General features: G+C 56.1%; 12 protein-coding genes. 11 read left to right on the forward strand and 1 reads right to left on the reverse strand.

Annotation, left to right across the window (positions count from 1 at the left end; translation table 11 throughout):
* The first annotated feature begins 68 nt into the window (after positions 1 to 68).
* The 8 genes from sad to V1603_RS14690 all read left to right on the forward strand — a co-directional run bounded on the left by sad (position 69) and on the right by V1603_RS14690 (position 8969).
* Positions 69 to 1457, forward strand: coding sequence for a succinate-semialdehyde dehydrogenase (gene sad / locus V1603_RS14655; RefSeq protein ID WP_395312833.1), 1389 nt, complete (start codon positions 69 to 71; stop codon positions 1455 to 1457).
* Between the two features lie 129 nt (positions 1458 to 1586).
* A complete protein-coding gene (locus V1603_RS14660; RefSeq protein ID WP_395312834.1) occupies positions 1587 to 3176 on the forward strand; it encodes a methyl-accepting chemotaxis protein in 1590 nt (529 codons plus the stop codon).
* Positions 3177 to 3240: 64 nt separating this feature from the next.
* Positions 3241 to 4167 (forward strand): glutaminase B, encoded by a 927-nt coding sequence (gene glsB, locus V1603_RS14665; protein ID WP_163329378.1) that lies wholly within the window; start codon positions 3241 to 3243, stop codon positions 4165 to 4167.
* Entirely contained in the window at positions 4167 to 4529 is a 363-nt protein-coding gene (locus V1603_RS14670) for a DUF4186 domain-containing protein (protein WP_395312835.1), read from the forward strand. Before glsB ends, V1603_RS14670 begins: the two co-directional genes overlap by 1 nt.
* Positions 4530 to 4709: 180 nt before the next feature.
* Positions 4710 to 5675 (forward strand): sensor domain-containing diguanylate cyclase, encoded by a 966-nt coding sequence (locus tag V1603_RS14675; RefSeq protein ID WP_395312836.1) that lies wholly within the window; start codon positions 4710 to 4712, stop codon positions 5673 to 5675.
* Between the two features lie 83 nt (positions 5676 to 5758).
* Entirely contained in the window at positions 5759 to 6286 is a 528-nt protein-coding gene (locus V1603_RS14680) for a GNAT family N-acetyltransferase (protein WP_395312837.1), read from the forward strand.
* A gap of 116 nt (positions 6287 to 6402) precedes the next feature.
* Positions 6403 to 7854 (forward strand): tagaturonate reductase, encoded by a 1452-nt coding sequence (locus tag V1603_RS14685; protein ID WP_395312838.1) that lies wholly within the window; start codon positions 6403 to 6405, stop codon positions 7852 to 7854.
* 200 nt (positions 7855 to 8054) lie between these two features.
* Positions 8055 to 8969 carry a bestrophin family protein gene (locus V1603_RS14690; RefSeq protein WP_395312839.1) on the forward strand — a complete coding sequence of 305 codons (915 nt, stop codon included), beginning with the start codon at positions 8055 to 8057 and terminating at the stop codon, positions 8967 to 8969.
* On the opposite strand, the gene V1603_RS14695 is transcribed toward V1603_RS14690, so the two are convergent.
* Positions 8957 to 9505 carry a GNAT family N-acetyltransferase gene (locus V1603_RS14695; RefSeq protein WP_395312840.1) on the reverse strand — a complete coding sequence of 183 codons (549 nt, stop codon included), beginning with the start codon at positions 9503 to 9505 and terminating at the stop codon, positions 8957 to 8959. The genes V1603_RS14690 and V1603_RS14695 overlap by 13 nt on opposite strands.
* Positions 9506 to 9623: 118 nt before the next feature.
* Between V1603_RS14695 and V1603_RS14700 the strand changes: the two genes are divergently transcribed.
* From V1603_RS14700 to V1603_RS14710, 3 genes are all read left to right on the forward strand, one after another.
* Entirely contained in the window at positions 9624 to 10094 is a 471-nt protein-coding gene (locus tag V1603_RS14700; protein WP_395312841.1) for a GNAT family N-acetyltransferase, read from the forward strand.
* A 12-nt stretch (positions 10095 to 10106) separates the two neighbouring features.
* Positions 10107 to 10547, forward strand: a complete 441-nt coding sequence (locus tag V1603_RS14705) for a GNAT family N-acetyltransferase (protein ID WP_395312842.1) — start codon at positions 10107 to 10109, stop codon at positions 10545 to 10547.
* Between the two features lie 145 nt (positions 10548 to 10692).
* Entirely contained in the window at positions 10693 to 11688 is a 996-nt protein-coding gene (locus tag V1603_RS14710) for an alpha/beta fold hydrolase (protein WP_116339894.1), read from the forward strand.
* Positions 11689 to 11720 lie beyond the last annotated feature (32 nt).

An 11720-nucleotide genomic window follows, 5' to 3' on the forward strand; every position in this document is an offset into this window, starting at 1 on the left:
GTATTATTCATTTTTAAGAAATAGCAGAGTGAGCCACACTTAATCAACCGTAATGCGTGGAGAACATCATGAAATATTCATCTGCTACACATGCCCTGTCAGTTAACCCGGCAACGGGCGAAACGCTCGCCGCCTGTCCGTGGGCGACGCAGGAAGAGGTTGAACGTGCCATCGCGCTGGCTGATGCGGGCTTTCGTCAGTGGCGGCGCGAAAGCGTTGACCATCGGGCGCAGAAGCTGCGCGATCTCGGCGCCGCGCTGCGCGGCCGTGCGGAAGAGATGGCCCGGATGATGTCCCGCGAGATGGGAAAACCCATTCAGCAGGCGCGAGCGGAAGTGGCGAAATCAGCGGGTCTGTGCGACTGGTATGCCGATCATGGCCCGGCGATGCTGCGTGCGGAACCTACGCTTGTGGAAAACCACAACGCGGTCATTGAATACCGTCCGCTGGGGCCGATTCTGGCGGTAATGCCGTGGAACTTCCCGCTCTGGCAGGTTCTGCGCGGCGCGGTGCCGATCCTGCTGGCAGGTAATAGCTATCTGCTCAAACACGCGCCGAACGTGCTCGGCTCGGCGGAACTTATCGCGCAGATTTTTGCAGATGCCGGTTTTCCTGAAGGGGTGTTCGGCTGGGTGAATGCCACCAATGACGGCGTAAGCCAGGCAATTAACGATCGCCGCATTGCGGCGGTGACCGTCACCGGCAGCGTGCGCGCCGGGGCCGCCATTGGCGCGCAGGCGGGGGCGGCGCTGAAAAAATGCGTACTTGAGCTGGGTGGCTCCGACCCGTTCATCGTACTCAACGATGCCGATCTGGACCTTGCCGTGAAGGCGGCGGTAGCAGGGCGCTACCAGAATACCGGGCAGGTGTGTGCGGCGGCCAAACGCTTCATTGTGGAAGCGGGTATTGCGGATACCTTTACCCGACGCTTCGTTGACGCCGTCGCCGCGTTAAAGATGGGCGCGCCGGATGAAGAAGAGAACTACCTTGGCCCGATGGCGCGCTATGACCTGCGCGATGAACTGCATCAGCAGGTGCAGGCGAGCCTGGCAGAAGGGGCAACGCTGCTGCTGGGCGGTGAGAAAATCAGCGGCGACGGGAATTATTACGCGCCCACCGTGCTGGCGAACGTCACTCCGTCGATGACAGCCTTCCGCCAGGAGCTGTTTGGTCCGGTTGCGGCCATTACGGTCGCGAAAGATGCGGATCACGCCCTCACGCTTGCCAACGACAGCGACTTTGGTTTGTCTGCGACGGTCTTTACCGGTGACGCAGCGCTTGCGGATAAATTCTCTCGCGAGCTGGAGTGCGGCGGGGTGTTTATCAACGGTTACAGCGCCAGCGACGCGCGCGTGGCCTTTGGTGGCGTGAAGAAGAGCGGTTTTGGCCGCGAGCTTTCTCATTTCGGGCTGCATGAATTCTGTAATGTGCAGACGGTGTGGAAGAACAGAGTGTAATTTATCGCCCGGCGGCGCCGCGCTTGCACCTCTGGCAAGACGGCGTCGCCTGTCATTTTTCTGCAATGGTTCTGTCATTTTCGTTTCGTAGACTCGCACGCGTCTAACGTCTTGTTACTGAAGAAAATTATGAACCTAACGCAAATTTTTCGTCGTATTGCGCAGCGTCTTATCCCTCGCCAGTTTGGCCTGCTGACGGGTATCTTCTGCATCATTGGCCTTTTCTCCGCGCTGCAGCTCTCCTCATCCTTTCTGCTTAACGCCTCCCTGAAGGAAGCTCAGCGCAACGAACAGCAAAATCTGCTGGCGTACCAGCAGCAGAACAAGCTGGATCTGGCGCGCGTCTCACTGCTGGCGGCAAGCGATCTGCTCAACCGCTCCGGCGTCTGGTTTATGCAGGATAAAGAGACCGGCTCGGAAGGAAGCTGGCACAGCCTGATGGAGGAGGCGCAAAAGTCACTGGCGGTTTCACAGCAGGCGTGGAAGGCCTGGCTGGCGCTCAGCCCGCAAAAAGATGAGGCGCTGATTAACAGCTACCAGCTTTTCTACGATGCCATTAAAGAGCAATCGGAAGCGCTTGTCAGAACCAACTCCATTGACGCTTTCTTTGCCGTGCCGGCGCAGGCGTTTCAGACCGACTTTAACGACAACTACGCACGCTACCAGCAGGCCAGCGAGAAGCAGGCCATGCAGGGGCGTCAGGCCCTGATGGCGCAGCTCTCCGGTCTGCAAACGCTGTTCCTGCTGGCGCCTGTTCTGCTGCTCGCCATCGCCGTAGCGGTCTGGTTCGGCATGTCCCGTTGGGTGATTACGCCGCTGCGTCGCCTGATTGCGCATATTAACCGGCTGGCGGCCGGGGATCTCTCCGGCACGCCGCCCGACGTTATGCGTTTTAACCGGGAGACCGGGCAGCTCAGCGAAAGCGTTGCCACCATGCAGCGTGGCCTGCAGCAGCTGGTGACGCAGGTCAGCCACGCCACAGCCACGATGGTGGAGAACATTGGCTCCCTCGCAGAGGGAAACCAGAAGCTGTATCAGCAGTCGGCGCGTCAGGCAAAGGAGCTGGAGGAGGTGACAACGCATATCGCGGCGCTGGAAACCCACGTGGAAGGCAATACCGGCTATGCCCGGCTCGCCAGCTCGCGTGCGGATGAAGCGCGTCAGGCCGCGGTGGGCGGCGACCAGATGATGTCGACCGTGAATGCGTCCATGCAGGCGATCGTCGAGCGATCTTCAGAGATGCGCGGGATCGTGGCGATGATCGACAGCGTGGCGTTTCAGACTAACATTCTGGCGCTGAACGCCGCCATTGAGGCCGCCCATGCCGGAAACCAGGGGCGCGGGTTTGCCGTTGTCGCGCGGGAAGTCGGGCTTTTGGCCAGAAAAAGCAGCCATTCGACGCAGACCATTCAGGAGCTTATTAACCGCTCGCTGCAGGGCATTGAAGACGGTTCGCGTGCCGTTAACCTGATGGAAGAGAATCTGCAGCAGGTCACTGGGCTTGTGGGGAATTTAAGCAGTTTGCTGAATGAGATCTCAACCGCCACGCTCAGCCAGGGAGAGAGTATTCACCAGATGACGCGCCAGCTTCAGGCGCTGAATCAGGTCTCCCGCCAGACGGATTTGCTGGTTTCTGACGCCTCGGAAGCCTCAGAACGCCTGCAAAAGCAGTCCGATCTTTTATTGCAGGCCGTTTCGCGTTTTCGTCTTAGCGCCTGACGCAATACATTAGCCTCTGTTATACTCGCAGCCCGTTTTAGCCTGAGGGCAAGGAGCAATAAGAGTGGCTGCGGTCATCCATAATGAGATGCTGGACGAGATTCTGGCGCAGGTTCGTCCGTTATTGGGAAAGGGTAAGGTTGCCGACTATATACCGGCCCTTGCCTCGGTGAGCGGGAATAAGCTGGGCATCGCTATCTGTACCATAGACGGACAGCGATACCAGGCCGGCGATGCGACTGAACGTTTCTCCATTCAGTCCATTTCTAAAGTGCTGAGTCTGGTCGCGGCGATGCGCCAGTACGAGGAAGAGGAGATCTGGCAGCGCGTGGGGAAAGATCCGTCCGGCCAGCCTTTTAACTCACTGCTTCAGCTCGAAATCGAGCAGGGTAAACCGCGCAACCCCTTTATCAATGCCGGGGCGCTGGTGGTCTGCGATATGCTGCAAAGCCGCCTCAGCGCACCGCGTCAGCGAATGCTTGAGATCGTGCGTCAGCTCTCGGGCGTGGATGACATTGCCTACGATTCAGTGGTGGCGCGCTCGGAGTTTGAACACTCCGCCCGCAACGCGGCTATTGCCTGGCTGATGAAATCCTTCGGCAATTTCCACAACGATGTGGCGACCGTGCTGCAAAACTACTTCCATTACTGCGCCCTGAAGATGAGCTGCGTTGAGCTGGCCCAGACGTTTCTGTTCCTTGCGTACCAGGGACACGCGCCGCATCTCGATCAGGAGGTGGTTTCCCCGCTTCAGGCGCGTCAGGTTAACGCCCTGATGGCAACCAGCGGCATGTATCAGAACGCCGGCGAGTTTGCCTGGCGGGTTGGCCTTCCGGCCAAATCGGGCGTTGGCGGCGGAGTGGTGGCGATTGTGCCGCATGAAATGGCGATTGCCGTCTGGAGCCCGGAGCTGGACGAAACGGGAAATTCACTTGCCGGCGTGGCAGTTCTGGAGAAGCTGACTCAACGTCTTGGACGTTCCGTATACTGATGTCTGACCTGGATCCTCTCTTTTCCCGCCTGGCGCGATCGACGTTTCGCTCGCGCTTTCGCCTGGGCAATAAGGAACGGCAGTACTGCTGGGACAAAGGCCCCGAAACTATTGACCAGCATGCCGCCGATTTTGTCGCTAAACGCCTTGCACCGGCGCAGCCCGCAAACGACGGTAAGCAGACGCCCATGCGCGGCCATCCGGTGTTTATCGCCCAGCATGCCACTGCGACCTGCTGTCGGGGTTGTCTGGCAAAATGGCATAACATTCCCCAGGGCGTGCAGCTGAACGCGCAGCAGCAGCACTATATCGTCAACGTTATCCACCACTGGCTGGTGATACAGATGAACGCTCAAAAATGATATTTAATGCGTTCTGCTCTTAACGCCATCGGGCATTCCAGCCTCGCGCCCGGCTGGCGGACGAGCAAATCGTCATAACGCATTGACGTAAAAATGGATAGCGGCTTAACAGGATGTCGAACACTGACAATGTCTCTGTTTAAGCTACGCTTTGAGTAACGCTTTACGTCAGGAGACATTATGAAAGCACCTGCAACACCTGAAAATGAAATGGACAGACTTAACGCGCTGCGCGAATCGGGTCTGCTTGAGATTGACAGTTCCCCGGCGTTTGACCGCTTAACGCGTCTGGCAAAGCGCTTTTTCCAGGTACCGCTGGCAATGGTCAACCTTATTGATGAGCATACGCTGATCGTTAAGTCGGCTGATGGGCAGGCACCCGGTTCCGTTCCGCGTAATATCTCATTTTGTGGTCATACCATTCTCACCGAAGCACCGCTAATTGTGGGGGATATGCTTCAGGACGATCGTTTTGCAGATAACCCGCTGGTGGCCGGCGAACCTCGCGTGCGGTTTTACGCAGGCTTTCCGCTGCGCCTGCGCAACGGCGCAAGCGTTGGCTCGCTTTGCCTGATTGACTACGCACCGCGGGAGTTCTCTGCGGCCGATCTCGCCGTGCTGGGGGATTTGGGCGCGCTTGCTGAAGACGAGTTTGCGGCAATCAGCGCGGCGACCACGGATGAATTGACCGGATTATTTAACCGACGGGGCTTTAACCAGCTCGTGCGCTTCGCGCTCTCCATAGCCCGACGCCGGTCTGAGCCGTTAACGCTCGGCTGGCTGGATCTGGATCGGTTTAAGGAAATTAACGATCGCTACGGGCACGAAGAGGGGGATAAGGCTTTAAAAACCATGGCGCAGTTGATGCGCGCCTCTTTCCGCGAAGCGGATCTGCTGGTTCGTTTCGGCGGTGATGAGTTTGCCGTGCTGTTTGCCGATACGGATGAGAAGGGCGCGTGGATTGCCATGCAGTATCTCGCCGAGCAGGTTGAAAACTACAATGCGCGCAAGCTACATCCGTGGTCGCTTATGTTCTCCTGGGGGCTCAGCGAATTCGATCATAACAGCAACGACCTGCAGCAGTGGCTCAAAGATGCCGATGAAAAAATGTATGCCATGAAGCAGCAGCGGCAGCGGGCCAGGTAACATAACAAAACCGTATGGCCGTTTCGTTTGCGTTAATAAAATGTTAAATGCAAAGTGAGGGTATTCAACGTAAGGACTCAACAATGAATACCCCACTGCAAATCAAAAACCTCACCCGGGACGATATTCTCACCCATCTTGATGCGCTGTCCGAAATCCTCGAAAACTGCGTTAACGGCGGCGCATCCGTCAGCTTCATGCTGCCTTTTAGCCCGGAAAAGGCCCGTTCATTCTGGCTCGGCATAGCTGACAGCGTAGGGCGTAACGAGCGCGTTGTGCTGGCCAGTATCGATCCGCAGGAGGGGGTTATCGGCACAGTGCAATTGATTACCGACCAGCCGGAAAACCAGCCGCACCGTGCGGATGTGGCAAAGCTGCTGGTTCATGAAAAGGCGCGGCGTAACGGAGCCGCAATGGCGCTGATGGAAGCGCTGGAGGCTGAGGCCCGGTCAAGAGACATTTCGGTTCTGGTGCTCGATACCTCCACCGGCAGCGGCGCGGAAACCTTCTACCAGCGTGCCGGCTGGCAAAAGGTCGGTGAGATCCCACGCTACGCCCTGATGCCGGACGGCGCCATGACGGCCACGTCGGTGTTCTATAAATTCCTGTAATTATTTCACAACCACGCCCGGGATTGATCGAAACAGGGTTTCTGGTCGTAAAGTTTTGATAAGTTATTGTACCAATCTTATCAGGCTGTATGACTAATCATAAAAGGAACCCCCTTGTGAACACGCTCAACCGTCGTGATTTTCCCGGTGCGCAGTACCCCGAACGCATCATTCAGTTTGGTGAAGGCAATTTCCTGCGTGCGTTTGTCGACTGGCAAATTGACCTCTTGAATGAACATACCGATCTCAACGCCGGTGTGGTTATCGTTCGTCCTATTCAGAGCGACTTCCCGCCTTCGCTAAGCACACAGGATGGGTTGTACACCACCATCATTCGTGGCCTGAATGAGCAGGGCGAAGAGGTGAGCGACGCTCGACTTATCCGCTCCGTTAACCGTGAAATCAGCGTCTACGACGAATACGACGCATTTCTTAAGCTGGCCCACAACCCGGATATGCGCTTTGTTTTCTCGAACACCACCGAAGCCGGCATCAGCTACCACGCGGGGGATAAGTTCGACGATGCCCCTGCGGTGAGCTATCCGGCGAAGCTGACGCGGCTGCTGTTTGAGCGCTTTAGCTACTTCAACGGCGCGCCTGACAAAGGCTGGGTCATCATTCCGTGTGAACTGATTGACTACAACGGTGACGCATTGCGTGAACTCGTGTTGCGCTATGCGCAGGAGTGGACGCTGCCTGCCGCCTTTATCCAGTGGCTGAACGAGGCGAACAGCTTCTGCTCAACGCTGGTTGACCGCATCGTGACCGGTTATCCGCGCGACGAAGCGGCCACGCTGGAGGCTGAGTTGGGGTATCACGACGGGTTCCTGGATACGGCTGAACATTTCTATCTGTTTGTCATTCAGGGGCCTGAATCTCTTGCCCGCGAGCTGCGCCTGGATCAGTATCCGCTAAACGTGCTAATCGTGGACGACATCAAGCCCTACAAAGAGCGCAAAGTCGCCATCCTGAACGGTGCGCACACGGCGCTGGTGCCGGTGGCATTCCAGGCCGGGCTGGATACGGTGGGCGAGGCGATGAACGATGCAGCGATCTGCGCATTTGTCGAAAAAGCGATTTATCACGAGATAGTCCCGGTCCTCGATCTGCCCCGTGACGAGCTGGAATCTTTCGCCAGCGCGGTGACAGGGCGCTTCCGGAACCCCTACATCAGACACCAGCTGCTTTCCATTGCGCTCAATGGCATGACCAAGTATCGCACGCGTATTCTTCCGCAGCTGCTGGCGGGGCAGAAGGCAGTGGGAAAATTACCCGCACGTTTGACGTTTGCCCTGGCTGCACTGATCGCATTTTATCGCGCGGAGCGTAACGGGGAGAGCTACCCGGTGCAGGATGATGCGTTCTGGCTGGAACGGTATCAACAGCTATGGGCGCAGCATCGCGATAATCAGATCGCTACCCGTGAACTGGTGCACGCCGTGCTGAGCGAGGAAGCGCACTGGGAGCAGGACCTGACGAAGTTGGATGGTCTCGTCGACCAGGTAACGCTCGATCTTGATGCCATTCTGCTGAAGGGTATGCGCGCGGCGGTGAAGCCGCTTTGCTAATCACGTGACCCGGCTTCGGCCGGGTTTAAATAGGCATTATTTTAGTTACAACATACTATTTGCCATTACTTAAAAAACAGATGCAGCACCGTGCGGTTTACGTTCTTCAGATGAGAAAATGCAATGTTCCGTTAACATGCTTGCAACCGTGACGGGGATCACGTTTAATAGCCACGCTCTTTTCTTGCCTGAAACTCACTATGATCGTTCGTCCTAAACAGCACTGGCTACAACTGATTTTTGTCTGGCATGGTTCGGTACTTCCTAAAATCTATACCCGACTGCTGCTCAACTTCCTGCTTTCTATCGCCGTTATTCTGATGCTGCCGTGGTATACCTCACTCGGCATCAAATTTACCGTGGCACCGTTTAGCATTCTCGGCGTGGCAATTGCTATTTTTTTGGGTTTCAGAAACAACGCCTGTTATTCGCGCTACGTTGAGGCTCGCCTGCTCTGGGGGCAACTGATGATAGCGGCACGCTCGCTGTTTCGCGAGGTAAAAAACACCTTGCCTGACGATAAGCACCTGGGGGAGTTTGTCCGCCTGCAGATCGCCTTTGCCAACTGCCTGCGCATGACCCTGCGCCGGGATATGGATGCTGAGCAGCTCTCTCGCTATCTGGCTCCGGACGCTTTACATCAGGTAGTGGGCGCCAACTCGCCGGCGAACCGTATTTTACTGATCATGGGGGAGTGGCTGGCCGTACGGCGGCGTAACGGGCAACTCTCAGACATCCTGTTTCACAGCCTGAACAACCGTCTGAACGATATGTCCATCGTCCTTTCCGGGTGCGAGCGCATTGCAACAACGCCAGTGCCGTTTGCCTATACGCTGATTTTGCACCGCACGGTGTATCTCTTCTGCATCATGCTGCCGTTCGCGCTGGTTGTGGACTTGCACTACATGACGCCGTTTGTCTCGGCGCTGATCTCCTACACCTTTATCTCGCTGGATACCCTGGCGGAAGAGCTGGAAGACCCGTTTGGCACAGAAGATAACGACCTGCCGCTGGACGCCATCTGCAACATGATGGAACGCGATCTGCTGCAGATGAACGATGAAGAGAACATTCCGGAAAGGCTGATACCGGATAAGCACTATCAGTTGACCTGACGGTCGTTCCACTCGTCGCGGGTGATCTCCCACAGTTCAGAGTCCAGCATCCCGCTGACGTAGGCTTTCTTTTCCGTTCTGATAAGCCGCATGCCGCTGCTGTCTGAAATACGACGGGAGCGGCTGTTCGCGGCGGCCTTCGGCGCCCGCAAAACGGGTTTATTCAGCGTATTAAACCAGTAATCCGTCGCCGCAATGCTGGCCTCACGCATATACCCCTGTCCCTGAAACTCCGGCGCCAGCCAGAATCCGCGGTTATTATCGTCAACGTCGTACAGGCAGATAATACCCATCAACTCATCCGGCACCTCGCGACGGCGGATGCTCCAGAACCAGGCAATCCCTTTTGCCATATCCGGCAGCGCGACGTTGTTGACATAATTTTCCGCGCCGTTATCCGGGTAGGGCCAGGGCACTGTAGAGACCATATAGCGGACGATCTCCCAACGCGGATACAGCTTTTGAATCTGAACCGCATCTTCGGCAACCAGCGGTTTCAGCAGGAGACGTTCTGTCGTGAGTGTCGGTATCGTCATCTGCGGATCTCCATATTTAAGCGTTATGTTTTTGTTTGCGTTCTGGTATTTTCACCTTAGCAGCACTCTATCCCAGGGAGAGCCCTTTCCCATACTACTAACAATTGCAGAGGTCAGCATGGTATTAAGACGGGCCAACTCCCAGGAAGCCGAAATACTCTGGAATATACGCAATCAGGCGATTCGTCACGGCTGCAAAACCAGCTACGACGCTGATGTGATTGCACGCTGGACGCCGGATCTGATGCCCGAGCATTACCGTCAAACGATCATTCAATACCCTTTTTACGTGGTGGAAGACGAGAAGGGCGTCATTGCGGCAACCGGCTACCTGGATCTTGATACCCATAGCCTGGAGGCCATATTCACCTTGCCCTCAGCCACCGGGAGAGGCATGGCGACCCGGATTATCAAGGCGCTTACAAACGAGGCGCGCAGTCGGGGAATCACCCGCCTGAGGCTGGATGCAACGCCTAACGCCCAATCCTTTTATCAGAAGCTGGGGTTTGTGACGCTGCGCGAAAACTATCATCACTCGCGTATGGCGGGGGCTGATTTACGCTGTTTTGAAATGGCAATCGACTTGTAATGTGAGGAACGCATGGCAGTTACGGTAAGACCTCTCCGCGAAGACGACTATTCCCGCTGGCGACCGCTGTGGGATGGCTATACCCATTTTTATGATTGCTACCTTGACGAGCCCGTCACCGCATCGACATGGGAAAGGGCGCTCTCAGCGCATTCTCCGATGTTCTGCCGCGTGGTAGAGAAAGACGAAAAGGTCATCGGTTTCGCAATGTGTGTTCTGCACGAGGGAACCTGGTCAACCGCGCCCATTTGCTATCTGGAAGATCTGTTTGTTGATGCCGGCGAACGCGGTGCGGGAGCGGGTAAGGCGCTTATTGATGCCCTGATAGCGGAAGGCAAGCGTGAAGGGTGGTCAAAACTTTACTGGGTCACCCGGGAGAACAATCCGGCACGTAAACTCTACGATCGATACGGTGACGCTGACGATTACGTCCGCTATCGAATCTCTCTGTAAGGCAACAGCGCCTGTGTTTGTATCACACTGTATCTGCATGCCGGATACATACGCAGGCTTGCAATAAACCCGCTTTCGCACATATCCGCTATACATTGCAGTGTTGTTATATCCCCGTGAATTGTACTCAACCGGAGATACCAACATGTTCAGCAAACTCGCTTATTCAACGCTTGCTCTCACCGTTTCCCTTGGCACCGTCATGTCATGTCAGGCCGAAGTCACCGGCACTAACTTCGCGGCGGCTTTCGATCGTCCACAGCAAATTAACGCAGGCGATCTTAACGTCGGGTATGTCGACATTGGTCCTAAAGACGGCCAACCGGTTATTTTATTACACGGCTGGCCCTACGATATTCACAGCTACGCTGAAGTCGCGCCTGCGCTGGCGGCAAAAGGCTACCGCGTGATTGTACCTTCCCTGCGCGGCTACGGCACCACGCGCTTCCTGTCGGCAAAAACACCGCGCAACGGCCAGCCTTCCGCAATGGCGAAAGATATCGTGAACCTGATGGACGCCCTGAATATCAAGCAGGCGGTATTTGCAGGCTATGACTGGGGCGCCCGTACGGCGGATATCGTTGCGGCGCTGTGGCCAGAACGCGTTAAGTCGCTCGTTTCGGTGAGCGGTTATCTCATCAGCAGCCAGCAGATTGGCAAACAACCGTTGCCGCCAAAAGCGGAGCAGCAGTGGTGGTATCAATTCTATTTCGCCACCGAGCGTGGTGCTGAAGGCTATGCCAAAAACACCCATGACTTCGCCCGTCTGATCTGGTCTCAGGCCTCGCCTGACTGGAAATTTAGCGATGCAACCTTCAACGCCAGCGCCAAATCCCTTGATAACCCGGATCACGTTGCGGTGACGCTTAGCAATTATCGCTGGCGCTTAGGGCTGGAAAAAGGCGAGCGCAAATACGACAGCTACGAGCAAAAGCTGGCCACACTGCCGAATATCACCGTTCCAACGATCACCATCGAAGGCGGAAACAACGGGGCGCCGCATCCGGCACCGCAGGCCTACGCAGGTAAATTTACCGGTAAATATGAACACCGTACCTTCGGCGCAACCGTGGGGCACAATCCGCCTCAGGAAGATCCGCAGGATTTCGTCAAGGCAGTTGTTGACGCTGACAAACTCTGAATTGTGCTATTTTCAATACGTTACCCTTCGGT

The sequence above is a fragment of the Enterobacter sp. ECC-219 genome, from assembly GCF_043966805.1.
In the GTDB taxonomy this organism is placed as follows: Bacteria; Pseudomonadota; Gammaproteobacteria; order Enterobacterales; family Enterobacteriaceae; genus Enterobacter; species Enterobacter cloacae_N.

Bases quoted from the DNA above. Each gene is read 5' to 3' on its own strand.
- sad (WP_395312833.1), top strand. From the start codon at position 69: ATGAAATATTCATCTGCTACACATGCCCTGTCAGTTAACCCGGCAACG.
- V1603_RS14660 (WP_395312834.1), top strand. From the start codon at position 1,587: ATGAACCTAACGCAAATTTTTCGTCGTATTGCGCAGCGTCTTATCCCT.
- V1603_RS14670 (WP_395312835.1), top strand. From the start codon at position 4,167: ATGTCTGACCTGGATCCTCTCTTTTCCCGCCTGGCGCGATCGACGTTT.
- V1603_RS14675 (WP_395312836.1), top strand. From the start codon at position 4,710: ATGAAAGCACCTGCAACACCTGAAAATGAAATGGACAGACTTAACGCG.
- V1603_RS14680 (WP_395312837.1), top strand. From the start codon at position 5,759: ATGAATACCCCACTGCAAATCAAAAACCTCACCCGGGACGATATTCTC.
- V1603_RS14690 (WP_395312839.1), top strand. From the start codon at position 8,055: ATGATCGTTCGTCCTAAACAGCACTGGCTACAACTGATTTTTGTCTGG.
- V1603_RS14695 (WP_395312840.1), bottom strand. From the start codon at position 9,505: ATGACGATACCGACACTCACGACAGAACGTCTCCTGCTGAAACCGCTG.
- V1603_RS14700 (WP_395312841.1), top strand. From the start codon at position 9,624: ATGGTATTAAGACGGGCCAACTCCCAGGAAGCCGAAATACTCTGGAAT.
- V1603_RS14705 (WP_395312842.1), top strand. From the start codon at position 10,107: ATGGCAGTTACGGTAAGACCTCTCCGCGAAGACGACTATTCCCGCTGG.
- V1603_RS14710 (WP_116339894.1), top strand. From the start codon at position 10,693: ATGTTCAGCAAACTCGCTTATTCAACGCTTGCTCTCACCGTTTCCCTT.